Below are 25,280 nucleotides of genomic sequence, written 5' to 3'. Positions count from 1 at the left end.
AGCCCGACCGGCGTTCCTTTCCTCCGCCGGCAGCGCTATTTCGCGTGCGTCTTGATGTACTCCACCACGTCCTTGACCGTCTTGATCTTCTCGGCTTCCTCGTCCGGGATCTCGATGCCGAACTCGTCCTCCATCGCCATCACCAGCTCCACGATGTCGAGAGAATCGGCCCCGAGGTCGTCGATGAACGACGACTCGCTCTTCACCTCGGCCTCGTCCTTCCCCAGCTGCTCCGCCACGATCTCCTTCACCCGCTTTTCGACCGACATCGCTCTTCCTCCCTCTTCGTGTAGTATACCCTCACATGTAGAGTCCGCCGTTGATCCCGATCACCTGGCCCGTGACGTACCCCGCCTCCTCGGAGGCCAGGAAGGCCACCAGGCCGGCCACTTCCCCGGGGGCGCCGAACCGCCCCAGTGGGATCTGCTCCAGGAACACCTTCCTCGCCGCCTCCGGAAGACCCTCCGTCATGTCGGTCGTGATGAACCCCGGGGTGATCGCGTTCACCGTGATCCCCCGGGAGGCCAGCTCCCGCGCCAGCGACTTGGAAAAACCGATCAGCCCGGCCTTCGTCGCGGAATAGATCGACTGCCCCGCGTTCCCCATCTCCCCCACGACGGAGCTCACGATGACGATCCTTCCCCCCTTCTGCCGGACCATCTGCCGGGAGACCGCCTTCGTGACGAGAAAGGTCCCCTTCAGGTTGATCCGGACCACCTCGTCGAAGTCGGCCTCCGTGAGGCGCATCAGGAGGTTGTCCCGGGTGATCCCGGCATTGTTCACCAGGATGTCGATCCGGCCCCGCTCCACGAGGATCCTTTTGACCGCCCCGTCGACCTGTCCGGCATCCCCCACGTCGAACCGCTCCAGCGACCCGGTTCCCCCGGCCTGTTCGATCCCCCCGAGAACCTCCCGGGCCGCATCCTCCCGGCTCGCGAAGTTGAGAACGACGTGGGCTCCCTCCGCGGCCAGCCGTTCGGCGACCGCACGACCGATTCCGCGCGACGCGCCGGTCACCAGCGCAACCTTGCCGGAAAGTCCCATCCCGTTCCCCCTTTCCGATGGTTCTACCCCTGCCGTGCCGGAACCTACAAGAGAAAAAAACCGCCCGCCAGCGCGCGGACGGCCTCCAGTTCCTGAGGCGCGCAGAAGGCGGCCGCCGGGGCCTCCCGGTCGATCCGTCTAAGCAGCCCCGAGAGGACCTTCCCCGGGCCGACCTCCAGGAAGGCCTTCGCCCCCATCGCGCGCATCCGGCGGACGCATTCCTCCCAGCGGACGGGGGAGACGATCTGGCGCACCAGGATCCCGGCCGCCTCCCGCTCCGAGGGGTAGGAGGATCCGCTGGCGTTCGCGACGACCGGGAACCGAAGCGCGCTCCAGGATATCGCGGCCAGCTCCGGGGAGAGACGGTCGGCCGCCGGCTTCATGAGGGAGCAGTGGAACGGGGCGCTCACCGGGAGGAGCACGGCCCGCTTCGCCCCGGCGGCCCTGGCCGCCTGGCAGGCGGCGGCCACCCCTTCCGCGCTTCCGGAGATCACGATCTGATCTCCCCCGTTCAGGTTCGCCGGCTCGACCACCCCGTGGGCGGACGACTCCCGGCAGACCGTCTCGACCGCCTCCAGCGACAGCCCCATCAGCGCCGCCATCGCCCCCCTCCCGACCGGCACCGCCCCCTGCATGTACCGCCCCCGGTTCCGAAGGATCCGCACCCCTTCCGCGAGCGGCATCGCCCCCGAGGCGACCAGCGCGGAGTATTCGCCCAGCGAGTGGCCGGCGGCGCAGAGCGGCTCGATCCCGGCCTCCCGCTCGAGCACCCGGAAGGCGGCGACGCTCACCGTGAAGATGCAGGGCTGGGTGTTCTCCGTGAGGCGCAGCTCCTCCTCCGTGCCCCGGAAGCAGAGCGCCGCGATATCCTGCCCCAGCGCGGCGGAGGCCTCCTCGAAGACCTGCCGGGCGGCCGGGTAGGCGTCGTGCAGCTCCTTACCCATTCCCGGGAACTGGGAGGCCTGGCCGGGGAAGAGCAGTCCGATGGCGGGGCGGTCGCCCATGCGCGATATCCTTTTGTTCTCCGAAGCCCTGTTCCTACATCCGCACGAGGGCGGAGCCCCAGGTGAGTCCTCCGCCGAACGCGGCCATCAGGAGAAGGTCTCCCTCGCGGAGCCGTCCCTGCTGCTTTGCCTCCGCCAGCGCGATCGGGATCGAGGCGGCCGAGGTGTTCCCGTACTCCGACACGTTCACGAACACCTTCTCCTCGGAGATGCCGAGGCGCTTCGCGACGCCGTCCAAGATCCGCTTGTTCGCCTGGTGCGGCACGAACAGGGAGACCTCCGATATGTCCACGCCGTTGTGACGCAGCGCCTCCTGGGAAACCTCCACCAGCCGCGTCACCGCGTGCTTGTAGACTTCGTTCCCCGACATCCGGATGGCGTGCATCCACTTCTCATCGACCTCCGGCGAGTACGGGTGCACCGTCCCCCCACCGGGGGCGTGGATCAGCTCCCAGAGAGTTCCGTCGGAGTGGAGATGGCAGGAGAGGATCCCCTCGCCGTCCGGACATTCCGAGAGAACGACCGCCCCCGCGCCGTCGCCGAAGAGGATGCAGGTACCCCGGTCCGTGTAGTCGGTGACCGTAGACAGGATTTCGCCGCCCACGACGAGCCCCGTCTTCCCCTGACCCGCCCGGATCAGCGCATCGCCCGTGGTGAGCGCGTAGAGGAATCCCGAGCAGGCGGCGTTCAGGTCGACCGCGAAGGCCTTCCGTGCGCCGATCTTCATCTGCGTGAAACAGGCAACCGAGGGGAGCGGCATGTCCGGCGTGCAGGTTCCCACCAGGATGAAATCGAGCTCCTCCGCCCCGACCCCCGCGTCCTCGAGCGCATGGCGCGCCGCCTCCACGCAGAGGTCCGACGTCGCCGCGCCCGGCTCCGCGATCCGGCGGACCTTGATCCCCGTCCGCTCGATGATCCAGCTGTCGGACGTGTCGATGATCTTCTCGAGGTCTTCGTTCGTCAGTTTTTTCGGCGGGGCGTGCATCCCCACCCCGATGATCTTCGATCCCACGATTTCCCCCCCCTGCCCGGCTCAGCCTACCTGTTCGTGCCCGTTCCCGGCGATCGAACGGGCGATCTCCTCCTCCACTCCGAAGGTGTGCATCGACCCCGCGCCCCGGATCGCGTTCTTCATCGCCCGGGCGTCCGAGGAGCCGTGGCAGACCACCACCCCGCCGCGGACTCCCAGCAGCGGTGCCCCTCCATGCTCGGCATAGTCGAGCCGGTCGCGCACCCCCCGGATGGCCTTCCCGGCGAGCAGGGCGCCGACTTTCGCGAGCGGAGACTTCAGGATCTCCTCCTTCAGGAAATGGCCCAGGGCGACCGCCATCCCCTCCATCGTCTTCAGGGCGACGTTCCCCACGAACCCGTCGCAGACGAAGACGTCGGCCCGGTCGGCGAAAAAGTCGCGCCCCTCGACATTCCCCACGTACGAGAGCCCGGTCTTCCGGAACAGGACCGAGGTCTCGCGGGTGAGGTCGGTCCCCTTCGAATCCTCCTCGCCGATGCTCAGCAGGCCGACCCTGGGCCTCTGGATCCCCAGGATCTTCCTCGCATAGGTCTCCCCCATGCAGCCGAACTGGACCAGGGTCGCCGGCTTGCAGTCGACGTTCGCCCCGGCGTCGATCAGGACGATCGGACCGGTCGGCGTGGGGATCGTCGCCGCGAGCCCCGGGCGGTCGACCCCCCGGATCTTCTTCAGCACCACCAGCGCCGCCCCCATGACGGCGCCGGTGTTCCCGGCACTCAGGAACGAGGCCGCCTTCCCCTCCGCCACCAGGTTCAGCCCCACCCGGATCGAGGACTCCTTCTTCCTCCGGAGAGCAACCCCCGGGGCGTCATCCATCCCCACGACTTCCGGGGCGTGCACCAGCTCGATCCGCTCGTCCGTACTCCCCGCGGAGCGAAGCTCCTCCCGCACCTGCGCCTCCACGCCCACCAGCACGATACGGAGGTCGTACTCCCGCGCCGCCAGGACCGCTCCCCGGACCACCTCCCGGGGGGCGCGGTCCCCTCCCATGGCGTCCACCACGATTTTCATCGGATGCGGGAGCGGAAAACCGTCAGGCCTTGGCGATGACTTCCCGGCCGTTGTACGTTCCGCAATTCGGGCAGACCGCGTGGGGTCTCTTGACCTGCTTGCACTGTGAGCAGGTGCTCGTCGCGGGGTTGGCGAGCTTCTTGTGGGTCCTGCGCTTGTCCCGCCGGCACTTGGAGCCGCGTCGTCTCGGATTCGGCATTCTCTACTCCTTTTCCTGCAACAGGGTCTTCAGCACGTCGAATGGTTTCCGCCCGGGTTCCTCCGGGCAGTCGCACGGTTCCCGGTTCCGGTCCGCCCCGCAGCTGGGACACAGTCCCCGGCACTCCTCCCGGCAGAGAACCTTCGCCGGGATTGCGAGGACGACCTGTTCCCGGAAAATATCGTTCACCTCGATCCCGGCGCCGTCGTAGAACCCGAGATCGAGGTCGTCGGGCATGAGCTCCAGTTCCCCCGACCCCGCCGGGCCCCGGTCGCTCGGGACGAACCGGGTCCGGAACTCCCTCTCCATCCGCACCTTCACCGGCTCCGAGCACCGGTCGCAGGGGCACTCCCCCTCGGCCACGAAGGAGCCGTTCGTCTCCAGCTCCCTCCCCTCGAGCGAAAGGAAGAGGGTGGCCGAGAGAACCTTGCAGCCGGTCAGGGGGGACGAGTCCATCCCCTCGAGCAGATGCCCGACCCAGGCGTTTCCCCGCGTTCCGGGCACGTCCAGCCCTTCCCGGGGGATTTCGGTCACACGGATGTACAAAGACGCACTTCCCTAATAATTAAAACAAATACTATATGGAACCGCCTCCCGGCTGTCAATCGGGATTCCGTGCGGGATTCCGTGCGAACCACTCCGCCCCCGGGGGCCCCCGGGCCTGCGCCCGCGGCTCCGTCCGTCGTTTGTGGTATATCATGTCTCATGACGATCCGAAACCCCGCCGTGGCAGGGAGTTTTTATCCTAGATCGGCCCGGGAGCTGGACCGCGCCGTCCGGACCCTCACCGCCGACCTGCCGGAGAAGATCCCCGCCAAGGGGGTGGTCGCCCCCCACGCCGGCTACGTCTACTCGGGAGGGGTCGCGGGGGCCCTCTTCTCCTCGATCGAAATCCCCCTGCGCCACATCATCTTCTGCCCCAACCACACCGGCCGGGGGGCGGAGGCGGCGATCCATGGGCGGGGGGCCTGGAAGATGCCCTGGGGCGACGTCCCGATCGACGAGGGACTCGCCGACCGCCTGATCGAGGCTTCCCCCCTGCTTCGGGAGGACCCCTCGGCCCACCGGGACGAGCACTCGCTGGAGGTGCAGCTTCCCTTTCTCCGGAGGTTCCGGCCGGAGTTCTACTTCGTCCCGGTCGCGCTGGGCGACCTTTCCCCCTCCGATTGCCGGGCGCTGGGAGAATCGGCCGCGCGGGTCGTCGGGGAGGATCCGGAGCCGGTCCTGCTCATCGCCAGCTCCGACATGTCCCACTACGAGCCGGACCCGGTCGCCCGCGAAAAGGACAAAAAGGCGATCGACGCCATGCTTGCCCTGGACCCGGAGGCGCTCCTGCGCACGGTCCGCTCGGAGCGGATCTCGATGTGCGGCGCCATCCCCGCCGCCGTCGTCCTGTTCGCCTCCCTCGCCCTTGGCGCAACCTCCGCCCGTCTGGTACGATATGCCACTTCCGGCGACGTCAGCGGGGACCGCGGGCAGGTCGTGGGGTATGCCGGCCTGGCCTTCACGTAACGGAAACGCATTCCCCGCCCCCCGTCCGGACCGCAAACCACCGGAACGATGAGAGGTCCCATGCCGACCGTGGTCACCCGCTTCGCCCCCAGCCCCACCGGATACCTCCATATCGGGGGGGCCCGCACCGCCCTCTTCAACTGGCTCTTCGCGCGGCGCCACGGCGGGAAGTTCCTCCTGCGGATCGAGGACACCGACAAGGAACGGTCCACGCCGGAGATGGCGCAGGCGATCCTCGACGGGATGCGCTGGCTGGGCCTTTCCTGGGACGAGGGCCCCTTCTTCCAGACGGAGCGGATCGACCTCTACCGCCGCGAGGCGGACCGGCTGCTGGCCGAAGGGAAAGCCTACCGCTGCGTGTGCACGCCGGAGGAGCTCGACGCCCGCCGGGAAACCATGAAGGCCCGGGGGGAGAAGCCGCGGTACGACGGCCGGTGCCGGAACCTGCCTCCCGCGGAGGCGGCCGGGAAGACCCACGTGGTCCGGTTCCGGACCCCCCCCTCCGGAAAAACGATCGTCGACGACCTCCTGCGCGGGGAGGTGACCTACGACAACGCCGAGCTTGACGACCTGATCCTGCTCCGCTCGGACGGCTCGCCGACCTACAATTTCGTCGTGGTCGTGGACGACGCGGCGATGGGGATCACCCATGTGTTGCGAGGCGACGACCATCTGAACAACACCCCGAAGCAGATCCTGCTCTACGAAGCGCTCGGCCACCCGCTCCCGAAGTTCGGCCACTTTCCATTGATCTTCGGGATCGAGGGGGGAAAGATGTCGAAGCGGCAGGACGACGTCTCGGTGCAGTCCTACCGGGAGCGGGGATTTCTCCCCGAGGCGATGGTGAACTACCTGGTGCGGCTGGGATGGGGGCACGGGGACCAGGAGATCTTCTCGGTGGAGGAACTGCAACGGATCTTCTCCCTGGAGAGCGTCGGGAAATCCCCCTCCCGGTTCGACCCGGAGAAGCTGCTGCACCTTTCCGCCCACTACCTCAAGTCGGGCGATCCGCGGCGGCTGGCGGATCTGCTGGTCCCTTTCCTGCGTGCCCGGGGGATCGAGACGGAAAGTTCCCCCTGGCTGGCGAAGGCGGTCCGCACCTTCCAGGAGCGCGCGAAGACGCTGGCGGAGATGGCGGAGTCTTCCGAGTACTATTTCCGGGAGAAGGAGCCGGACCCGAAGGCGGCGGAAAAGTTCCTCACGAAGGAGGCGGCCGGACTCTTCGAGGAACTGGCAAACGCGTTCGCCCCCATGGCGGAATTTACCCCCGAGACCATTGAACCGATACTTCACCGTATAGCGGAAAAACGCCAGGAAAAGCTTGGGAAGATTGCTCAGCCACTTCGGGTGGCATTGACCGGGGGCACGGTGTCCCCCGGGATCTTCGAGGTGATGGATATCCTGGGAAAAGACGAGGTGATCCGCCGCCTCTCGGCGGCTTCCGACCGGATCGGGAAAGTGTCCTGAAGCTTTCTTCGGCTACTCCCGGCCCGGCTGCGCCGTCCCCGCCCTGTACCGGTCCTTCAGGCCGACGATCCGGTTGAAGACAGGAGCCCCGGGGCGCGAGTCGGTCTCGTCGGCGATGAAGTACCCGTGGCGCAGGAACTGGAAGCGTTCGCCGGGCAAGGCGTCCGCAAGCCCCGGCTCGAGCATGCAGCCCGTGAGGATCTCCACCGAGGCCGGGTTCAGGAAATCCCGGAAACCCCTCTCCTCCCCCGCGCTTTCCGGGTCCGCCTCGGTGAAGAGCCGGTCGTAGAGACGCACCTCGGCCCGAAGCGCATGCGCGGCCGAGACCCACTGGACGGCGGTGGTTTTTTTCCGCGGCCCCTTCGACGGCGCCCCGAGGGAGGCCGGGTCGTAGCTGCACCGAAGAGCGGCCACCTCCCCCGTGGCCGGGTCCTTTTCGACCGATTCGCAGCGGATGAAGTAGCCGTTGCGCAGCCGCACCTCCCCGCCCGGTTTGAGCCGGATCCAGTCGGCGGGGGGATCCTCGAGGAAATCGGTCCGTTCGATATGGATTACCCGTGAGAGCGGAACCTTCCTGGAGCCCTCCCGGTCGATGTCGCGGGGCCAGTATCCGGCCTCGAGCCACTCGACCTTCCCCTCCGGGTAGTTTCCGATCGTCACCTTGAGGGGGCGAAGGACCGCCATGACGCGGGGGGCGCGGGCGTTCAGGTCGTCCCGGATCGCGTCCTCCAGGATCTCCATGCTGACCCGGCTGTTCGCCTTGTCCACGCCGATCCGCTCCGCGAAGAGGCGGATCCCCTCCGGGGTGTACCCGCGCCGCCGCATCCCGGCGATCGTCGGCATCCTCGGATCGTCCCACCCCGTGACCAGACCCTCCTCCGCCAGCTGAAGCAGCTTGCGCTTGCTCATTACCGCGTAGTCGAGGTTCAGGCGGGCGAACTCGTACTGGTGGGGCCTCGGCTCGGCGAAGAGGCAGTCGAGCAGCCAGTCGTAGACCGCCCGGTTGTTCTCGAACTCCAGCGTGCAGTTCGAGTGGGTGATCCCCTCGATCGCGTCGGAGAGCGGGTGGGCGAAGTCGTACATCGGGTAGAGGCACCAGGAGTCGCCGGTGCGGTAGTGTGTGGCGTGCCGGATCCGGTAGAGGAGCGGGTCGCGCATCTTCATGTTGGCCGCCGACATGTCCACCCTGCCGCGCAGCACATGCGCCCCGTCGGGGAACTCCCCGGCCCGCATCCGGGCGAAGAGGTCGAGGTTCTCCTCCACGGTGCGGCCGCGGTACGGGCTTTCGGTCCCCGGCTCGGTGACGGTTCCCCGGTTCGCCCGGATCTCCTCCTCGCTCTGGCTGTCCACGTAGGCCTTGCCGTCCCGGATCAGCCGGACGGCGAATTCATAGAGCCGCCCGGAATAGTCGGAAGCGAAGAAGAGCTTGTCCTTCCAATCGAAACCGAGCCAGCGCACGTCGCGCTGAATCGACTCGACATACTTCACGTCCTCGGTTTCCGGGTTGGTGTCGTCGAACCGGAGGTGGCAGATCCCGCCGAACTCCTCCGCGATGCCGAAGTTCAGGCAGATCGACTTGGCGTGGCCGATGTGGAGGTAGCCGTTCGGCTCGGGGGGAAAGCGGGTCACGACCCGGCCGCCGTGGCGGCCGTCCCGCGTGTCCTGCCGGACGATTTCCCGGAGAAAATCCTTCCGGTCCGTTCCTTCCGGGGTCTGCATCCGTAAAGAAATAGCATGCCGCCGGGATCGAGTCAAAACGGGGCGTCCGTTGCGGAATCCCGCTTGACGGGAGGAGGCATGCTCGGCTATCCTGCCAGTTCCGTTGAGGAGTGGTGAAACGGCATCACGCCTGGCTCTGGACCAGGTTTTCCAGGTTCGAATCCTGGCTCCTCAGCCAGAAGGTCCCATCGTCTAGTGGACTAGGACACCGCCCTCTCACGGCGAAAACCCGGGTTCGAACCCCGGTGGGACCGCCAGGAATTACCACGGAGAATCGCAGACTTGCGGTTCTCCTTCTTTTTTGGCCGAATTCTGACGGGGTTACTCATACCATTACTCATACCGTTGACACTTCCTTCCACCAAGGATACCCTTCCTTGCCATGGCGCTCACATTCCATCCGGATGCCGGAACGCTCCTGGTCTGTGACTTCTCCGGTTTCAAGGCGCCCGAGATGGTAAAAACCCGGCCGGTAATCGTAATATCGGGAAGGCGGCGGAGGGTGGAGCTTGTCACGATCGTTCCGCTCAGCACTACCGCTCCCAATCCGGTCGAGGACCACCACCACCGCATGGATCCTCGGTCATTGCCGGGGCATTACGCCGACAGGCCCACGTGGGCGAAATGCGACATGATGGCGACGGTTGCCACTTGCCGTCTGGATCGGATAAAGATAAAAGGCACCGATGGGAAGTAATAGGAACATAAGCTTGCGATAGAGCGCCAGTTCCCGGCGGGAGGTCCGTGATCCGATGGACAAGGTTGGCCGAAACGATCCGTGCCCGTGCGGCAGCGGGCTGAAATACAAGAAATGCTGCATCGAAAAAGACCGGGCGGCCGTGTCGCTTTCGGGCGACGAACACGCGGCCGTCGCCGCCGCGATCGCGTGGCTGAAAACGCATTACGATGAGGAAGTGGACGACGCGATCGTCGAAACCTACCTTGGCGGCTTCGACCAGGAGGAACTCGATATTATCCACGCCCTCCCGCCCGGCCCGAAAGGAATGCTGGATATCAACATCGGGGAGTGGCTCGTTGCTGATGCCATTCTCGACGTCGAAGGCAAACGCGTCCGCGCCGTCGATCTTGCCCTGGGGCCAGGTGGCCCGTTGTTGCCCGCACAAGGGAGGGAGTGGCTGAAGGCGATTGGCGAGAACCCGCTGAGCCTTTATGAAGTTCAGCATTTGACGCCGGGTGAAGGACTCGATATCAAGGACTTGCTTCGAATCGACGCGCCGGTTGTGAAGGTGACCGAGCGAACTGCCTCCAAGAGCCTGGTCAAGTGGGACATCTTCGGAGCGCGGATTGCCCGCCGGCCCGACGGCTACGTCTTGACCGGCGCCATCTATCCCCTGGACCGCCGTCGACCGCTCGAGTGCCGGGAAGAGATCCTCGACGAATTGGCGCGCGAGAAAACCGTCGACGACGAAATCTACCGCGAAGTCGTCGGCACGACCATCGCCGACTACTGGCTGGAGCAGTACACGGAGGTGCCGCAGTTCCCTCAGGTCGTGCATGCATCGACGGGGGATCCTGTCTCGCTCACCGTCGACCATTTCACCGTAACCGACTGGGATGCACTCACCGCCGTTCTCTCCGCACAGCCGGATGTGGACGGCGACATCGACGAAGGTTGGATTCGGTTCGAGCCCATGAAAGACCAGATGCGCCGCTCCCGGGCATCCTTGACGAAGAAGTCTTCGGATACCCTCGAAGTCTTCTGCCCCACGCTCAAACTCGCCGACGGGGCGCGCCGATGGCTGGAGAAGATCGCGGGAACGGCCATCCGATTCAAGGCGCGTGAGATTGTGGACCCCATGTCGCCCAAGGCAATGGCGGCGGCAAAAAAATCACCAAGGGAGGAGATTCCTCCCGAATTGAAAGCCCAAGTAGAGCGGGAATTCTTAAGACGCCACTACGAACGGTGGCCCGACGAGCCTGTGCCGGCGCTCGGCGGGAAAACTCCGAAGGCCGCGGTCCGGACGAAGAAGGGGCGACAGGCGGTGATCGATCTGCTCAAGGATTTCGAGCTCCATGAGGCGAGAAAGGCGCGGGGAGGGGGCGGAGAACCCTTCGACTTCGGATTCCTGTGGGAACGGTTGGGGTTGGAAAAAGAGTAGCGTCGGCTGCGGAGATTATGGGCCTTATTCTCCGCATTTTCTGCGGTTCTGTGCTGATCCGGTCTTTGAACCAGATAATGAGGTTGCCCATGCGGAGAATATCGGCTATAATCTCCGCATGTGGTGCGGTGAATGAACAACTATATCTACGATTTGCCGGACTGGCCTCGATTCCGTTGGAACCAGGAAGCCATCTTCCCACGACTTACCGCGGTCCGCCACAAACAGGATCGGCTGATCGGAAGGATGCAGGCACTGGGATTTACTCTCCGGAAAGAAGCCGAGTTGCGTACGCTGACGCTGGAAGTCCTTAAGTCCAGCGAAATCGAAGGGGAGATCCTGGACAAGGATCAGGTGCGTTCCTCCGTCGCCCGGCGGCTGGGCGTGGACATCGGCGCCTTGACGCCGGAAGACAGGAAGGTCGAGGGTGTGGTCGAGATGGTGCTTGACGCCACGCGTAACTACGACAAGCCTCTGACCCGGGAAAGACTGTTCGGTTGGCACGCGTCGCTGTTTCCGACCGGCTACAGCGGCCTCAGGAAGATCAACGCCGGCACCTGGCGGGATGCTTCCATGGAGGTCGTCTCCGGACCGCTCGGCCACGAACGCGTACATTTCGAGGGGCCGCCTGCCGACCGGATCGAGCGAGAAATGACGGCCTTCCTCGATTGGTTCAACGGAGGCGACGGGACGGATCTTGTGCTGCGCGCGTGCATCGCGCACCTGTGGTTCGTGACCATACACCCCTTCGACGACGGCAACGGGCGCATCGCCCGAGCTATCGCAGACATGACGCTTGCCCGCTCGGAGCAAAGCCCACAGAGGTTCTACAGCATGTCGGCCCAGATGCGGCAGGAACGGAACGCCTACTACGGGGGGTTGGAACAGACGCAGAAGGGAACGCTTGACATCACGGAGCGCCTGGACTGGTTCCTGGGGTGCCTGGAACGCTCCTTCGACGAAGCGGAGAGAACGCTTGCCGAGGTGTTCCGGAAGGCCCGTTTCTGGGGCTCCCATGGCGGAGCATCGTTCAACGAGCGGCAAAACTTGATGCTCAACAAGTTGCTGGACGGGATAGAAGGCAAACTGACCTCGTCGAAATGGGCGAAGATGGCAAAGTGTTCGCAGGATACGGCCTTGCGCGACATCGTCGACCTCGTGGACCGCGGAATCCTGGCGAAGGACCCGGCCGGGGGCCGAAGTACAAGCTACTCGCTGCTCCAACCGGAATAGCCGGTCATTCGGCCTTCTCGGCCACCTTCTCCTCGGCTGCCGCCACAAGTCGGGACATGACGTTCGCGCCGCGCTTGAGAGTTTCGTCGCGCAGGTGCGCGTACCGTTGCGTCATCATCGGGCTCTTGTGGGTCATGAGCCGCTGGAGCGTGTAGAGGTCCACCTCGCCCGGGCTCGCGAGATGCGAGGCGAACGTGTGCCGGAGCCCATGATTCGGGCGGAACTCCGGCGGCAGCTCGGCGGCGTCGCGGATCTTCCTCGATGCCTCGGAGATCTGACGCATCCCCCGGGGGCTTCCCATCCGGTCGCCGGCGAAGGCATAGGAGCTGCGCTCCTCACGCGGATGTTCCGAGAGCAGGTCCCGCGCGGCGTCGGACAACGGGATGACCTGGTCCACGCCCCCCTTGGGATCGCGAATATGGATGAAGCCGCGCTCAAGATTCACGTCCGTCCACTTGAGTTTCCGCACCTCGCCCCGCCGCAACCCCGTGTAGAGCTGGAGAAGCTGGAAAGCGCCCGCTTGGCGATCCGCTTCAAGAGGGAGAGGACCGAGATCACCGTCCCCACGGCATAAGGCTTCGACTCCTGTCTCCGCGCCGCCTTTTCCGCCCCGGCCTTCCGTCTCTCTTCCGATTCATCGTGCCGCGCCTTCGCGTTCGGGTTCCACGCCCGCCCGGGCGCATGCGGCCGGCCTTTCAGGAGCCCCACGCGGAGCCTGTCCACCTCTCACGGCGAAAACCCGGGTTCGAACCCCGGTGGGACCGCCAGGACTCTCCGGCCTCCGCAAGGAGGCCTTTTTTTTACCGCGCCATCCCCTTCTTCTGGTCCTCGTCCGCGTAGACCTTCTCCGAGTCGTCGGCGTGCATGGCGTCCTGCTCGACGTCCCTGCGGTCGGAGGGACTCTCCAGCACCTCCTGGAAATATTCATGCTGGATCAGCAGGCTCATGATCTCGTTCGTGCCGGTCCAGATCTGGGAGAGCCGGATGTCCCGGACCGCCTTCTCGATCGGGTAGACGTCGGTGTACCCGATCCCCCCCATCACCTGCATCGCCTGGTTCGCCACCTCCCAGGCCGTGTCGGTCGCGAACTTCTTCGCCTCGCTGACGATCCGGCGCATGTTGGGGGAGTCGGCATCCACGGACCGGGCCGCCCTGCTCTTCCGTGCCGAACTTGTCCAGCGCCTCCCCGACCATCGATGGCATCACGTACGCGCAACACAGCGCCGTCCCGAGCACGCCGGTCTCCTCGATCGCCGCGATTTCGGCCGTCCAGGGCAGGTTCCTCCCGCCCCACCGTTTCGGGAACCGCAGGCCGAGCAGGTTCCTTCCCCCCAGTTTTTCGACGAATTCCCGGGGATAGCGGATCTCGTCCCGGTCCATCGCCCGCAGATACTCGGGCGGCACCTCGTCCCGGACGAATTCGCGGACCTCCCGGACCGTGGACTTCGCCTCTTCGGAGAGCATGAAATCGTACATCTTTGCCTCCTTGTTGCGCAGGGATGAACCTTATTGTATCCGGCTTGACCCTTGTCAAGGAAACGACGGTCTCTCCCGGAAAACAATGGAAGAACATTGATCCTTCGCATCCCATTGAGGACGCGGAACGGACAGGAGGTTACGATGAGCGGTTCCCAGTGTTGCCCGAGTTCCAGGACGATTGCGTACGACGACAAACCGGACCAGGGGGGTACGGAGGCCGCCCGGGTCCCTTCGGAGCTTCGCCAGTGGCCGATCCAGCTCCACCTGGTCTCCCCGGCCGCTCCCTACTTCCAGGGAGCGGAGGTGCTCCTGGCCGCCGACTGCGTCCCGTTCGCCGTCGGGAGCTTCCACCAGGACATGCTCAAGGGGAAGGCGCTCGCCATCGCCTGTCCGAAGCTCGACGGCGGGCAGGAGGCCTACGCCGAGAAGCTCAAGGGATTGTTCGAGGAGTCGAACATCAAGTCGCTCACCGTCGCCATCATGGAGGTCCCCTGCTGCCGGGGACTGGCGCAGATGGCGATCAACGCCTGGGAGGAGAGCTCCCGGAAGGTGCCGGTCAAGGCGGTGGTCGTCGGGCTGCGCGGGGATGTCCTCCAGGAGGATTGGCTCCGGATCTGATCCGGGAAGCTCGCCTCTTTCTCCGAACCAGAGCCCGGGCCGGGGCGGCGGCCCGGGTGCCTCCCCCGCCGGATCGTGGTACAAGGAAAGGGAGATCCCGATCCGGCGAGGTGTTCCATGGTGCACACGGGAAAGTTCGTGCTCTCCACGAAGGGGTTCTGCGACATCGTCGACGTCACCGGGAAGGTGGCCGCGGAGGCGGAGAACTCCGGCATCGAGAACGGGTCGGTCACCGTATTCTGCCCCGGGTCCACCTGTTCCGTCACCACGATCGAGTACGAGCCCGGGGTGGTCAGCGACCTCGCCCGGGTGATCGAGACGCTCGTCCCGTCGAACGTCCCCTACGAGCACGACCGGCGCTGGGGCGACGGAAACGGATTCTCCCACGTCCGGGCGGCCCTGCTGAAACCTTCCCTCACCATCCCATTTTTGAAGAAGAAAATGGCACTCGGGACCTGGCAGCAGATCGTCTTCATCGATTTCGACAATCGAAAGAGATCGCGGGAGATCATCGTCCAGGTGATCGGGGAATAGCCCGGCAGTTGACGGAAGCCTCCGATTCGGATGAAAATGTCTGGATTGGATCGGGCCCGACGGGGGTGGAATGCAAAAACCGGTTTTTTTCGCAATCCTGGCTGTTTCGCTCGTCATTACCGCAGTTTCTCTCGGCTTTGCGGCGAGCCGGTACCTGTCGGTCCGGTACTACGCTCCCCCCCCCGCGCCCGCGCCCGCGGATCCCCGGATGACGGGGGAGAACAGGACCAACGTTCCCCCCGACCAGTGGACCAACATCTTCGCCCCCTCCGCGGGGATGGGGATCCCCTCCCGCCACAACGCGGAGGCGGGGACCGCCGTCCCGGAATCGAGCACCCGGTACACGCTCCTGGGGACCATCTCCTCGGAACTGCGAATGCTGCGGAGGGCGATCCTGTGGGCGGAGGGGATGTCCGATCCCCTACTCACACGGGAACAGCAGGAGATCGAGCCGGGAGTCCGGGTGGCCTCCATCGAGCGGTCCCATGTGCTGCTGAGCCGCGGCGGACGGGAGGAAAAGCTCGAACTGCTCCCGGTCGGCTCGAAAACCCGGGGATCGGCGCCGCCTCCTTCTCCCTCCCCCGCCGCCGCCCGCTCCCGGGAGGTCCGACCCGCGCCGGGAGCTGCGGCCGGGGGGATCCAGGTGAACCGGCTCGGGGAGAACGCCTTCTCGCTGGACGAGGCGACCGTCGAGGAACTGACCGGGAACATCAACCAGTTCATGACGCAGGCCCGGATCATCCCCTACTTCGAGGGAAACAAGTCGGCGGGGTACCGCCTCGCCGCCCTGCGCCCCGGGTCGGCCTTCGAGCAGCTGGGGTTCCGGACGGGAGACGTCATCCAGCGGGTGAACGCCGTCGAGCTGAACAGCCCCGAGAAGATGTACACGATCTTCCAGAACCTCAAGGATGAAAAACGGGTGACGGTCGACGTCCTCCGGCAGGGACAGAAGAACACCCTTACGTACGAAATCCGATGAGCAGGGAGAGCGCGATGCGAAAGATGGTCCTGGCTGCGGCGGCCCTCTGGCTGATCACCTCAGGCGCACGGGCGGCCGAGGAGTCCCCTCCCGCGGGGCAATCGCCCCCGGCGGTGCAGACCCCGACCTCCACGGAGGTGCAATCACCCCCGGCGGTGCAGACTCCGACCTCCCCGGAGGCGGGAACCCCCTCGGCCGGACCCCCTCCGGCCGCCCCGGCGACGCAGGGCGAGGCCCCGATCCCCGAGTCGCCGGCCCCGGGACCCGCAGCCGACAACCAGTCGCAGCCCACCCCCCGCACCCCGGTCTACCTCTCGATGGATTTCACCGACGTGGACCTTCCGGTGCTGATCAAGTTCATCAGCGAGCAGACGAAGAAAAACTTCATCTTCGACGAGCGGGTGCAGGGAAAGATCACGATCATCTCCCCCCGCAGGATCACCCTCGAGGAGGCCTACAACGTCTTCCTGTCGGTCCTCCACGTCAAGGGCTTCGCCACGGTGGAGCAGGAGAACACGATCAAGATCGTGCTGATGCGGGACGCCAAGCAGGAGAGCATGCCCACCGAACGGGAGGGGAGCGACGCGCCGGGCTCAAAGGTCGTTACCCGCCTGATCCCTCTCCAATACGTCGACGTGGGGGATGTCGTCGCCCTGCTGACCCCGATGATCTCGAAGGACGGGCTGCTGACCTCCTTTCCCACCTCGAACCTCCTGATCGTGATCGACTCCCGGTCGAACATCGACCGGCTCATGAAGATCCTGGCGGAGCTCGACCAGGAGGGAACCGGGAGCACGCTGCGGATCTTCCCGCTCCGGCATGCCTCCGCCGCGGAGGTCGCCCGGATGCTCGACTCGCTCTACCAGCAGGCGGGCGCCCCGCAGGTCCCCGGAGCCCGCGGACGGGTCCTGCCGGGAAGGGCCCGGGGGAACGTGCCGAAGTTCCTCCCGGACACCCGGACGAACAGTCTCCTCGCCCTCGCGGTCCCGGACGTGCTGAACGACGTGGAGGACCTGATCCGCAGGCTCGACATCCCGACCCCGGAGAACACCGGGAAGATCAACGTCTACTACCTGGAGAACGCCACCGCCGAGGAGACCGCCAAGGTCCTCTCGTCGCTCTCGGATTCGTCGTCGGCCGCAAGGTCCACCGTCCCCGGCCAGCCTCCGGGCACGATCAAGGGGGTCATCACGGCGGAGCTGGAGGGGGGAGTCAAGATCACGGCCGACAAGGCGACCAACTCCCTGATCGTCATCGCCTCGCCGAACGACTACCAGACGCTGGTCGAGGTCATCAAGAAGCTCGACATCCGGCGCCGGCAGGTCTACGTGGAGGCGCTGGTCATGGAGATCAACCTGGACAAGGGGCGCGACCTCGGCGTGGAATTCCGCGGCGCCGCGGAAACGGGGAGGAGCGGGGCGGTCCTGGGAGGGACGAACTTCGACTTCCAGGGGAACCTGAACGCCCTGCTCGCGTCGCTGGCCACCGGGAACCCGCTCCTCTTCTCCGGGACCGGGCTGATCGCGGCCGGGATCGCCGGGAACGTCGTGCTCCCGGACGGGACGGAGATCCCCGCGATCACGGCGGTCCTGCGCGCCGCCCAAAGCCGGGACAACGTGAACGTGCTCTCCTCCCCGCATCTGCTGACGTTGGACAACAAGGAGGCGGAGATCATCATCGCCGAGAACATCCCGTTCATCACCAGCCAGTCGCGGGACAGCACGAACCTCGCGAACGTCATCAACACCGTGGAGCGCAAGGACGTCGGGATCATCCTGCGAATCACCCCCCATATCCACGAGAGCGAGTTCGTGAACCTGGAGATCTACCAGGAGTCCTCCGCCGTGAAGGGAGACACCCTCCTTGCGCTCTCCACCGTCGGGCCCACGACCACGAAGCGCTCCGCGAAGACCAGCGTCCTCGTGAAGAACGGCGACACCGTGGTGATCGGCGGGATGATGCAGGAGACCTTCAACAAGCTGGAGCGAAAGATCCCGCTCCTGGGGGACATCCCTCTCCTGGGGAACCTCTTCAAGTTCCAGTCGGTCTCCAGGAAGAAGACGAACCTGCTCCTTTTCCTCACCCCGCGCGTCATCGTGAACCCGGCCGACATGACGAAGATCACCGGAGACCAGCAGGGAAGGATGGACCGGTTCATCGAACAGCACAAGGGGGAGATCGAGAGGATCTTCCCGGAGAGGGCCCCCACGGAGAAGCCATGAGCCAGTCGACGGACCAGCGACCGCCCTCCGATTCCCCGGAGTATACGCCGGAGGTCGGGCTGCTCGGGAAGATCCCGATCGGGTATGCCCGAAGGCACCTGCTCCTCCCCTGCACGGGGCCGGAGGGGGAGCTCGTCCTGCTCGCTGGGGACCCGTCCGATTCGTTCGCGATCGACGAGACCCGCTTCCTCGTCGGGCCGGTCCGGGTCGTTCCGATCCCGCCCGAGACGATCCTGCGGATGATCGACTCCGCCTACGAGAAGGTCCAGACCCCCGAGCGGGAGATCGTGGAGGGGCTCTCCGGGGAGTGGGAGCTCGACGTCGAGGCGGCCATCGAGGAGACCCGGGACCTGCTCGAGTCGCCCGACGAGGGACCGGTGATCAAGTTCGTCCACTCCCTGATCTTCCGGGCGATCCGGGAGCGCAGCAGCGACATCCACGTGGAGCCCTACGAGAAGGAGCTGGCGATCCGCAACCGGATCGACGGGGTCCTCTACCCGATGGTCACGGCGCCCCGGAAGTGGCACGCCCCCGTGGTCTCCCGGATCAAGGTGATGGCAGGCCTGGACATCGCCGAGCGGCGTCTCCCCCAGGACGGGCGGATCCGGATCCGGGTCGGGGGGAAGGAGATCGACATCCGCATTTCGGTCGTCCCCACCTCGTTCGGCGAGCGGACGGTGCTGCGGATCCTCGACCGGTCGAGCCTGCTGCTCGGGCTGGAGGATGTCGGGCTCGACCCCGGCGACCTCTCCACCATGCTGCGGATCCTCTCCCGCTCGAACGGGATCCTGCTGGTCACCGGCCCCACCGGGTCGGGAAAGACCACGACCCTCTACGGCGCGCTGCGCCGCCTCGACTCGGGGACCAAGAACATCATCACCATCGAGGACCCGGTCGAGTACCAGATCCGGGGGATCGGCCAGATCCAGGTGAACCCGAAGATCCATCTCACCTTCGCCTCGGGCCTTCGGTCGATCCTTCGCCAGGACCCCGACATCATCATGGTCGGGGAGATCCGGGACCCCGAGACGGCCGTGATCGCGATCCAGGCTTCGCTCACCGGCCACCTGGTGCTCTCCACCCTGCACACGAACGACTCGGCCTCCGCGGTGACCCGCCTGGTCGACATGGGGATCGAGCCGTTCCTGGTCGCCTCCTCCCTCACGGCGGTGATCGCCCAGCGGCTGGTCCGGCGTCTCTGCTTCGACTGCCGGGTCCCCTATTCCCCGTCCCCGGAGCAGTGGAGGGAGATCGGGCTGGCCGGATCGCCCTCGGGGAGCTTTTACCAGGCCCCCGGATGCCCCGCCTGCATGAGCACCGGCTACCGGGGCCGCGCCGGGATCTTCGAAATCCTGGTCGTCGACGACCGGCTCCGGGCGCTCATCCTGACCCGGGCCGACTCGGAAGGGATCCGGGAGCATGCCCTGGCCAGGGGGATGCGGACGATCCTGGCGTCGGGCGCCGCGAAGGTCCGCGAAGGGATCACCTCCGTGGAGGAGGTCCTCCGCGTCACGCGGGAGGAGTAGGAGCGCCTTGCCCACCTTCCGGTACACGGTGGTGACGCGGGAGGGCGTCGAGAGGAAGGGAGTCCTCGACGCCGACACCCTCCTGTCCGCGCGGGGGAAGCTGCGCGCCGACGGGATGTACCCCCTCTCCCTTTCGGTGGAGACCGGGAAAGGGAGGATCTTCCCGTCGCTCTCGCTCCTGGGCCGGCAGGAGGTTCTCCCCCTGCTGACGCGGCAGCTGGCCACCCTGGTCGGCGCCGGCGTCCCGGTGGTCTCGGCGCTCACCTCCCTCTCCGCACAGGTGGACGACCCGGAAAGCCGCGCGGTGCTCGCCGACGTCGCGGAGGCGGTCCGGGGGGGCGCCTCGCTCGCCCGCGCCGTGGAGTCCCATCCGGAACGCTTCCCGGAGCTCTACGCGAGCATGGTCCGGGCCGGCGAGGAGAGCGGGACGCTGGGGCTCTCCCTCTCCCGGCTGGCCGACCACCTGGAGGAGCAGTCCCGCACGAGGAACCGGGTCCGCTCCGCGCTGACCTACCCGGTCCTGATGGCCTCCGTCGCGGCCCTGGTGGTCATCTTCCTGATGTCTTTCGTCGTCCCCCGGATCGTCGGGGTCTTCGCCCATCTCGGACAGGCGCTTCCCCTTCCGACCCGGGGGCTGATCGCGGTCTCGAACTTTCTGGCCGGCTGGTGGTGGGCGCTGCTCCTGCTGGCCGCCGGGGCCCTCCTGTGGGGGAGGAGAACCCTCGCAACGCCGAAGGGGAGGCGCTCCCGGGACGCTTTCGCCCTGCGGCTGCCGATCGTCGGGAGGATCCTGCACCTGTCCGCCCTCTCCCGCTTCGCCCGCACGCTGGCCACGATGGCCGGGGCCGGAATCCCGATCGACCGGGCGCTGCGGATCGTCGCGCCGGTGGTCGGCAACGTCGTGATGGCGGAGCGGCTGACGGCGGCGGCCGACCGGGTGGTCGAGGGAGCTTCGCTTTCCGAGGCGCTCAAGGCCCACGCCGAGATCCCCCCCACCCTCGTCCAGATGGTGGCCGCCGGGGAGGAATCGGGGAAGCTCGACTTCCTGCTGGAAAAGCTGGCGGACGCCCTCGACGGCGAGATCGAGGCGCGGCTCTCACGGGCCCTCTCGCTGCTGGAGCCGCTCATCATCCTGGCGATGGCCGCGGTCGTCGCCTACATCGTGATCTCCGTGCTGCTCCCCCTGCTCAACATCTCGACGCTCGTCCGGTAAGGAGGCATCGTCATGCGCGCATCGACCGGCAAGGGAATTCTCCGGAGGAACTCCGGGTTCACCCTTCTGGAAATCATGGTCGTCATCGTGATCCTGGGCCTTCTGGCGGCCATCGTGGTCCCCAAGCTGATCGGGAGGACCGAGGAGGCCAAGCGGACCCAGACCCGGATCCAGATCAAGAACGTCGAGCAGGCGCTCCAGCTGTTCAAGCTCGACAACGGGTTCTACCCCTCCACGGAGCAGGGGCTCTCCGCGCTGGTTCGGAACCCGGAGATCGGCAGGGTCCCGAAGAACTACCGCAAGGGAGGATACCTCGACCGCGTCCCGACCGACCCCTGGGCGAACGCCTACGTGTACGTCTCCCCCGGCGCGGAGCGGGACTACGAGATCAGCTCCTACGGCGGGGACGGCGTGCCGGGCGGGGAAGGCGAGGATGGCGACATCCACTCCTGGGACGCGCAATAGGTCCGGCTTCACGCTGATCGAGCTCTCGGTCGTTCTCTTCCTCCTGGGGCTCTTCCTCTGGCTGGTCGCCCCCCGTTTCTCCGCGTTCGGGTCCCCGAGCCGCGAGACGATCTTCCGGGAGATCGCCGCCGGGTCGGAGGAGGCGTTCGACACGGCCCTCTTCGAGAAGAAGGAGGTCCGCCTCCGGATCGACCCCGTCGCGGGGAGCTACCGGTTCCGGGTGGAGGAGGGGAAATCCGACACGGGGCCGGGGAGGAAATTCGGGGAAACCCTGGCGGTCACCGGGATCCGGATCAACGGCGAGGACCGTCCTCCCGATATCGTCACCGAGATCCGGTACCTTCCCGGCGGAAAGATTCCGGAGGCCAGGATCTTTTTCCTGGACGAAGGGACGGAAGGAAAACCGACCCGGTGGACCCTCCGCCTGAACCCGGTCGACGGCACGGTGGAGGTGCTCGAGGGGACGGTCGCCGACGATGCGTAGGCTCTCCCGCGCGAAAGGGTTCACCCTGCTCGAGGTTCTGGTCTCCCTGGCCATCCTCTCGGCGACCCTCATCCTGGCCTACCAGGTGATCTCGGGAGCCGTGTACGCCCAGCAACGCTCGGAGGGATGGACGAAGGCGTCGCTGTTGGGCGAGGTGAAGGTGCGGGAGCTGACCGACGGCTTTCCGGAGGTCCAGGAGACCGAGGGGACCTTCCCCGACCCCGACGACGGCTTCTCCTGGAAGCTCTCCGTGCGGCAGGCGCTCCACGAGGATGCCCGGGAGATCCACCTGGAGGTCGCCTGGGAGACGGCGGGGGACCCGCAGACGATCGTCCTCTCCGGGGTGGCGGCGAAGTGAGGCGCCCGGTCCGGCAGCGCGGGTTCACCCTGCTGGAGATCCTCCTCACCCTGGCGATCTTCTCCGGCATCATGGTCCTGCTGCTTTCCGCCTTCACGGGGGCCGACCGCACCCGGGAGATCCTCTCCGAAAGGTCGCGCGATTTCCGCCAGCTGCGGATCGCACTCGACCGGGTCGGGACCGACCTGTCGGGCGCATTCTCCTCCGAGGCGCACGAAAGCGCCGCGCTCTCCTGCGTCGAGGACAAGTTCTCGGGGAAGCCGGCCTCCACCCTGATCTTCTCCGCCTTCATCCTGGCGGAATCCGATGGAGGGAAGCCCTCCACCGACCTGGTGAAGGTGAGATATTTCCCCAAGGTCGGCCCCGACGGACGTTTCGTCGAGCTGCACCGTGAGGAGTCGTTCCTCCCGCTGATCGAGAACCGGATCCCGACCCGCGAGGTGCTTCTGGCCGACCGGCTCACCGGGTTCCGGGTCGAGCTCTTCGACGGAAAGGAATGGAAGGGACGGTGGCCGCCGGAGGGGGGGAAGAAGAGCGCCCTCCCCCAAAAGGCGGCGGTGATCCTCATCGACTCCGGGGGGACCGAGTATCGCAAGGAGATCCGCCTCTTCCTGTCCGGGCAGGAAGGGTCAATCCCCTACTCGGGAAAGCGGGGGGCCGGGGGATGACGGGAATCCTTCGCGGCAGGAGCGGGGTCGCGCTGCTGGTCACCCTGCTGATCCTCGTGCTGATCGTCTCGCTGGTGTGGGAGATCTTCCGGACGGGGGCGCGGGCCGCGCAGACCGGGGCCTACGGGCGCGATTCGATCCGGACGGAGCTGGTGGCCGAGGCCGGGATCGCCGCGGCGAGGATCGCCCTGCGCGAGGATGCCAAGAACAACTCCCACGACACGCTCGACGAGGTCTGGTCCCGTCCGGTCCCCCCCATCGAGCTCGGCGAGGGAACGATCCTGGTGTCGGTCGAGGACGAGGAACGCAAATTCAACATCAACAGGCTGGTCCTCCCGAACGGGAACGCCCCCGACGACCAGAGGCTCGCCGTCTTCCGGCGGCTGCTCGAGATCCTCGAGGTCGATCCCTCCGTCGCGGACGCGGTCGTGGACTGGCTGGACAACGACGACTCCCCGCGGGTGGGGGGTGCGGAGAGCGCCTACTACCAGTCGCTCCCCTATCCCTACAAGGCCAAGAACGACCTCTTCGACACCGTGGAGGAGCTGCGCCTGGTCCGGGGGATCACTCCCGCCGTCTTCGGGAAGATCCTCCCCTTCGTAACGGTCCACTCTTCCGGCAATGTGAATCTGAACACGGCGCCGAAGCAGATCCTGATGTCGCTGTCGGCCGGGCAGGACGCGGCGGACGCCGGGGAGATCGGGGAGTCGGCGGCGGACGAGATCCTCGTATACCGGAAGGAACACCCCTTCCGGAAGGTCGAGGAGATCGGGAACGTGAGCTCCTCGCTGTCGGACCTGTACAAGCGTACCCGGTTCCGGGATCTGATCACCGTGCAGGGAACCGCCTTCCACATCCGTTCCACCGGGGAGCTCGCAGGAACGGTCCGCACCATCGATGCCGTGGGGATCCGCGCCGGAAACGCTATACAATGGCGGTACTGGAGATTAGAATAATGGGCCAGCCAGCTCTTCTTCCGGAGGGATGATGAATCGGAACCGGTACGGGATCTTCGCAGTGCTTCTCGCCGCCGTGCTGGCAGCGGCGCCCGCGGGTGCGGAAACGACGATTCCGGTGAACGACAACAACACCGGGGTCTTCGACCAGCCCTCCGTGGCGATGTACGGGAACACCGCACACGTCGCCTTCATCGGGGACAACATTGCTTCCGGAACCTACCGCGTGTACTACGCGGCGGTGAACGGGGCGGCCGATTTCTCGAACCTCTCCCTCCCCCGGGACAACACGGTGATCCTCACCTTCCCGACCGCCGTGGACAACACCGACGCGGGGAACGATCTCTACTACGACGCGCGCCATCCCAGGATCGCCCTGCGCTCCTCTACCGAGGCCGTCATTCTCTTCCAGGCAAAGCCGACGGTCTCGGATACGGGCTACCGCCCTTACCTCGCGCGCCTCACCCTCTCCGGCAACAGCGTCGTCGCCCGGTCGGTGCGCCTGGTGACCGGCTTTCCCGCCGGCCTCCTCTCCACCGGGACGGTCGAGGACATCTCGTTCGGGCTGTTGACGGCCGACAACACCGCACGGATGGCCTTCGGAAACAAGACCTCGATCTCCGCCGCGGAGCCGTTCCGGGTATACTTCGCGAGGGTCGGGCTGGACAACGCCCTCGTCGTGGGGACTCCCGTGCCGCTTTCCTCGGACGCTCCACCCCTGGGCAGCAACGGGTACCGCCCTCTGCCGAGTCTTAAGATCGACGCCCTGAACCGGGCGCACGTGGCCTGGGCCGCGAACGACTCGTCGCTGAATCCGAACGGGATCTACTACGCGCTGGTGAAGGAAACCGGCGGGGTGGACAACGCCGTCATCGCGGCAACCATGATCCTCTCCCGTTCCCTGGCCTGGGGGCATCCGAACCTGCTGGTATTGAACTACAGCTCCATCGTGATCCTGGCCGCGGACGAATCCTATCCCGGGTTCGCCGGCAGCCTCGGGCTGGTGAGGATCAACCCGGACGCGGACAACCAGGATGGATCCCCGGTCAGCGTCGGGTTCAACAGCTCCTTCCTACTGACTCCCCCCGGCGAAGCCATCCTGCCGGCGAACTTCAATCTGTACCGCCCGGAGGCGTTCATCACCGCCAACGGCCGGATCCACATCACGGGATACGGGAACCACGGGACCCGGGCCACCTACTACGCGTTCCAGCTGACGGGAACGTCACCATTTGCGGAGATGCTGACCTACCCGGTCCCGGTCGGTTCCGGCTCCTTCGAATTCCCCGAGGAGATCGCCGGCGACTACACGCGCGCGTCGTTCGGGTTCCTGAACGGGAAGGTCGTGATCTTCTGGTCGGGAGAGCTGTCACTCGGCGGCAACCGGAACCTGGACGTCACCGCCCTCCCGGCGGTGGCCGAACCGATCCCGGTCGACG

26 protein-coding genes and 2 tRNA genes (1 of these 28 cut by a window edge) are annotated in these 25,280 nt (G+C 66.2%); 19 read left to right on the top strand and 9 right to left on the bottom strand.

Translation table 11 applies throughout. The features are described 5' to 3' along the window. Window positions 1-35 precede the first annotated feature (35 nt). The 6 genes from A2X88_00660 to A2X88_00635 form a co-directional block, all read right to left on the bottom strand. Window positions 36-269, bottom strand: coding sequence for an acyl carrier protein (locus A2X88_00660; protein OGP34481.1), 234 nt, complete (start codon window positions 267-269; stop codon window positions 36-38). Between the two features lie 31 nt (window positions 270-300). After that, the gene (locus A2X88_00655; GenBank protein OGP34480.1) at window positions 301-1,044 is read right to left on the bottom strand and encodes a 3-oxoacyl-[acyl-carrier-protein] reductase; all 744 of its coding nucleotides are present in this window, start codon (window positions 1,042-1,044) and stop codon (window positions 301-303) included. A gap of 44 nt (window positions 1,045-1,088) precedes the next feature. Then, window positions 1,089-2,048: a [acyl-carrier-protein] S-malonyltransferase gene (locus A2X88_00650; GenBank protein OGP34479.1), complete on the bottom strand. Its 960-nt coding sequence runs from the start codon at window positions 2,046-2,048 to the stop codon at window positions 1,089-1,091. Between the two features lie 34 nt (window positions 2,049-2,082). Continuing rightward, the gene (locus A2X88_00645; GenBank protein ID OGP34478.1) at window positions 2,083-3,063 is read right to left on the bottom strand and encodes a 3-oxoacyl-ACP synthase; all 981 of its coding nucleotides are present in this window, start codon (window positions 3,061-3,063) and stop codon (window positions 2,083-2,085) included. A gap of 18 nt (window positions 3,064-3,081) precedes the next feature. Further along, complete coding sequence (locus tag A2X88_00640) at window positions 3,082-4,089, bottom strand: phosphate acyltransferase (protein OGP34477.1); 1,008 nt, start codon at window positions 4,087-4,089, stop codon at window positions 3,082-3,084. A gap of 202 nt (window positions 4,090-4,291) precedes the next feature. Then, window positions 4,292-4,834 carry a hypothetical protein gene (locus tag A2X88_00635; GenBank protein ID OGP34476.1) on the bottom strand — a complete coding sequence of 181 codons (543 nt, stop codon included), beginning with the start codon at window positions 4,832-4,834 and terminating at the stop codon, window positions 4,292-4,294. Window positions 4,835-4,993: 159 nt separating this feature from the next. Here A2X88_00635 and A2X88_00630 point away from each other — a divergent pair, with 159 nt between their 5' ends. Beyond that, window positions 4,994-5,800 carry an AmmeMemoRadiSam system protein B gene (locus A2X88_00630; protein ID OGP34475.1) on the top strand — a complete coding sequence of 269 codons (807 nt, stop codon included), beginning with the start codon at window positions 4,994-4,996 and terminating at the stop codon, window positions 5,798-5,800. A gap of 60 nt (window positions 5,801-5,860) precedes the next feature. After that, window positions 5,861-7,267 carry a glutamate--tRNA ligase gene (locus A2X88_00625; protein OGP34474.1) on the top strand — a complete coding sequence of 469 codons (1,407 nt, stop codon included), beginning with the start codon at window positions 5,861-5,863 and terminating at the stop codon, window positions 7,265-7,267. Window positions 7,268-7,279: 12 nt separating this feature from the next. On the opposite strand, the gene A2X88_00620 is transcribed toward A2X88_00625, so the two are convergent. Then, the gene (locus A2X88_00620) at window positions 7,280-8,986 is read right to left on the bottom strand and encodes a glutamine--tRNA ligase (GenBank protein OGP34473.1); all 1,707 of its coding nucleotides are present in this window, start codon (window positions 8,984-8,986) and stop codon (window positions 7,280-7,282) included. Window positions 8,987-9,090: 104 nt separating this feature from the next. Here A2X88_00620 and A2X88_00615 point away from each other — a divergent pair. The 5 genes from A2X88_00615 (at window position 9,091) to A2X88_00595 (ending at window position 12,339) form a co-directional block, all read left to right on the top strand. Next, window positions 9,091-9,164: transfer RNA gene (locus A2X88_00615), tRNA-Gln, on the top strand. 3 nt (window positions 9,165-9,167) lie between these two features. After that, window positions 9,168-9,243: transfer RNA gene (locus A2X88_00610), tRNA-Glu, on the top strand. A gap of 125 nt (window positions 9,244-9,368) precedes the next feature. Then, window positions 9,369-9,683: a hypothetical protein gene (locus A2X88_00605; protein ID OGP34472.1), complete on the top strand. Its 315-nt coding sequence runs from the start codon at window positions 9,369-9,371 to the stop codon at window positions 9,681-9,683. A 55-nt stretch (window positions 9,684-9,738) separates the two neighbouring features. Beyond that, window positions 9,739-11,106, top strand: a complete 1,368-nt coding sequence (locus A2X88_00600; GenBank protein OGP34471.1) for a hypothetical protein — start codon at window positions 9,739-9,741, stop codon at window positions 11,104-11,106. 132 nt (window positions 11,107-11,238) lie between these two features. Continuing rightward, on the top strand, window positions 11,239-12,339 hold the full coding sequence (locus A2X88_00595; protein ID OGP34470.1) for a cell filamentation protein Fic: 1,101 nt from the start codon (window positions 11,239-11,241) through the stop codon (window positions 12,337-12,339). Between the two features lie 4 nt (window positions 12,340-12,343). Here the strand turns inward: A2X88_00595 and A2X88_00590 are convergent, their stop codons facing one another. Further along, on the bottom strand, window positions 12,344-12,736 hold the full coding sequence (locus A2X88_00590; GenBank protein ID OGP34469.1) for a hypothetical protein: 393 nt from the start codon (window positions 12,734-12,736) through the stop codon (window positions 12,344-12,346). Window positions 12,737-13,139: 403 nt separating this feature from the next. Then, on the bottom strand, window positions 13,140-13,478 hold the full coding sequence (locus A2X88_00585) for a hypothetical protein (GenBank protein OGP34468.1): 339 nt from the start codon (window positions 13,476-13,478) through the stop codon (window positions 13,140-13,142). A gap of 481 nt (window positions 13,479-13,959) precedes the next feature. Between A2X88_00585 and A2X88_00580 the strand changes: the two genes are divergently transcribed. From A2X88_00580 to A2X88_00525, 12 genes are all read left to right on the top strand, one after another. After that, entirely contained in the window at window positions 13,960-14,436 is a 477-nt protein-coding gene (locus A2X88_00580; protein OGP34467.1) for a 4Fe-4S ferredoxin, read from the top strand. A 117-nt stretch (window positions 14,437-14,553) separates the two neighbouring features. After that, window positions 14,554-14,970, top strand: coding sequence for a secondary thiamine-phosphate synthase enzyme (locus tag A2X88_00575; GenBank protein ID OGP34466.1), 417 nt, complete (start codon window positions 14,554-14,556; stop codon window positions 14,968-14,970). Between the two features lie 208 nt (window positions 14,971-15,178). Then, window positions 15,179-15,949 (top strand): hypothetical protein, encoded by a 771-nt coding sequence (locus tag A2X88_00570; protein OGP34465.1) that lies wholly within the window; start codon window positions 15,179-15,181, stop codon window positions 15,947-15,949. 14 nt (window positions 15,950-15,963) lie between these two features. Beyond that, window positions 15,964-18,171, top strand: coding sequence for a type II secretion system protein GspD (locus A2X88_00565; protein ID OGP34464.1), 2,208 nt, complete (start codon window positions 15,964-15,966; stop codon window positions 18,169-18,171). Then, window positions 18,168-19,697, top strand: a complete 1,530-nt coding sequence (locus A2X88_00560) for a type II secretion system protein GspE (GenBank protein OGP34463.1) — start codon at window positions 18,168-18,170, stop codon at window positions 19,695-19,697. The genes A2X88_00565 and A2X88_00560 overlap by 4 nt, the downstream gene beginning before the upstream one ends. 7 nt (window positions 19,698-19,704) lie before the next feature. Continuing rightward, window positions 19,705-20,910 carry a hypothetical protein gene (locus A2X88_00555; GenBank protein ID OGP34462.1) on the top strand — a complete coding sequence of 402 codons (1,206 nt, stop codon included), beginning with the start codon at window positions 19,705-19,707 and terminating at the stop codon, window positions 20,908-20,910. A gap of 12 nt (window positions 20,911-20,922) precedes the next feature. Further along, window positions 20,923-21,375 (top strand): type II secretion system protein GspG, encoded by a 453-nt coding sequence (locus tag A2X88_00550; protein OGP34461.1) that lies wholly within the window; start codon window positions 20,923-20,925, stop codon window positions 21,373-21,375. Further along, on the top strand, window positions 21,344-21,859 hold the full coding sequence (locus A2X88_00545; GenBank protein ID OGP34460.1) for a hypothetical protein: 516 nt from the start codon (window positions 21,344-21,346) through the stop codon (window positions 21,857-21,859). Before A2X88_00550 ends, A2X88_00545 begins: the two co-directional genes overlap by 32 nt. Next, a complete protein-coding gene (locus A2X88_00540; protein OGP34459.1) occupies window positions 21,852-22,217 on the top strand; it encodes a hypothetical protein in 366 nt (121 codons plus the stop codon). The genes A2X88_00545 and A2X88_00540 overlap by 8 nt, the downstream gene beginning before the upstream one ends. Next, on the top strand, window positions 22,214-22,885 hold the full coding sequence (locus A2X88_00535) for a hypothetical protein (protein OGP34458.1): 672 nt from the start codon (window positions 22,214-22,216) through the stop codon (window positions 22,883-22,885). The genes A2X88_00540 and A2X88_00535 overlap by 4 nt, the downstream gene beginning before the upstream one ends. Continuing rightward, window positions 22,882-23,841 carry a hypothetical protein gene (locus A2X88_00530; protein OGP34457.1) on the top strand — a complete coding sequence of 320 codons (960 nt, stop codon included), beginning with the start codon at window positions 22,882-22,884 and terminating at the stop codon, window positions 23,839-23,841. Before A2X88_00535 ends, A2X88_00530 begins: the two co-directional genes overlap by 4 nt. A 31-nt stretch (window positions 23,842-23,872) precedes the next feature. Continuing rightward, window positions 23,873-25,280, top strand: partial view of a hypothetical protein gene (locus A2X88_00525; protein ID OGP34456.1) — the 5' portion only. Its footprint extends 122 nt past the window's final position; only the first 1,408 of its 1,530 coding nucleotides appear in the window; its start codon is at window positions 23,873-23,875; its stop codon lies off the right edge, out of view.

This window comes from Deltaproteobacteria bacterium GWC2_65_14 (assembly GCA_001797615.1).
Lineage (GTDB): Bacteria > Desulfobacterota > Deferrimicrobia > Deferrimicrobiales > Deferrimicrobiaceae > GWC2-65-14.
This window is presented reverse-complemented; position numbering and strand designations above follow the sequence as displayed.

Bases quoted from the DNA above. Each gene is read 5' to 3' on its own strand.
- A2X88_00560 (OGP34463.1), top strand. From the start codon at position 18,168: ATGAGCCAGTCGACGGACCAGCGACCGCCCTCCGATTCCCCGGAGTAT.
- A2X88_00655 (OGP34480.1), bottom strand. From the start codon at position 1,044: ATGGGACTTTCCGGCAAGGTTGCGCTGGTGACCGGCGCGTCGCGCGGA.
- A2X88_00550 (OGP34461.1), top strand. From the start codon at position 20,923: ATGCGCGCATCGACCGGCAAGGGAATTCTCCGGAGGAACTCCGGGTTC.
- A2X88_00540 (OGP34459.1), top strand. From the start codon at position 21,852: ATGCGTAGGCTCTCCCGCGCGAAAGGGTTCACCCTGCTCGAGGTTCTG.
- A2X88_00660 (OGP34481.1), bottom strand. From the start codon at position 269: ATGTCGGTCGAAAAGCGGGTGAAGGAGATCGTGGCGGAGCAGCTGGGG.
- A2X88_00570 (OGP34465.1), top strand. From the start codon at position 15,179: ATGACGGGGGAGAACAGGACCAACGTTCCCCCCGACCAGTGGACCAAC.
- A2X88_00545 (OGP34460.1), top strand. From the start codon at position 21,344: ATGGCGACATCCACTCCTGGGACGCGCAATAGGTCCGGCTTCACGCTG.
- A2X88_00605 (OGP34472.1), top strand. From the start codon at position 9,369: ATGGCGCTCACATTCCATCCGGATGCCGGAACGCTCCTGGTCTGTGAC.
- A2X88_00580 (OGP34467.1), top strand. From the start codon at position 13,960: ATGAGCGGTTCCCAGTGTTGCCCGAGTTCCAGGACGATTGCGTACGAC.
- A2X88_00625 (OGP34474.1), top strand. From the start codon at position 5,861: ATGCCGACCGTGGTCACCCGCTTCGCCCCCAGCCCCACCGGATACCTC.
- A2X88_00530 (OGP34457.1), top strand. From the start codon at position 22,882: ATGACGGGAATCCTTCGCGGCAGGAGCGGGGTCGCGCTGCTGGTCACC.
- A2X88_00565 (OGP34464.1), top strand. From the start codon at position 15,964: ATGCGAAAGATGGTCCTGGCTGCGGCGGCCCTCTGGCTGATCACCTCA.
- A2X88_00600 (OGP34471.1), top strand. From the start codon at position 9,739: ATGGACAAGGTTGGCCGAAACGATCCGTGCCCGTGCGGCAGCGGGCTG.
- A2X88_00575 (OGP34466.1), top strand. From the start codon at position 14,554: ATGGTGCACACGGGAAAGTTCGTGCTCTCCACGAAGGGGTTCTGCGAC.
- A2X88_00640 (OGP34477.1), bottom strand. From the start codon at position 4,089: ATGAAAATCGTGGTGGACGCCATGGGAGGGGACCGCGCCCCCCGGGAG.
- A2X88_00650 (OGP34479.1), bottom strand. From the start codon at position 2,048: ATGGGCGACCGCCCCGCCATCGGACTGCTCTTCCCCGGCCAGGCCTCC.
- A2X88_00630 (OGP34475.1), top strand. From the start codon at position 4,994: ATGACGATCCGAAACCCCGCCGTGGCAGGGAGTTTTTATCCTAGATCG.
- A2X88_00595 (OGP34470.1), top strand. From the start codon at position 11,239: ATGAACAACTATATCTACGATTTGCCGGACTGGCCTCGATTCCGTTGG.
- A2X88_00620 (OGP34473.1), bottom strand. From the start codon at position 8,986: ATGCAGACCCCGGAAGGAACGGACCGGAAGGATTTTCTCCGGGAAATC.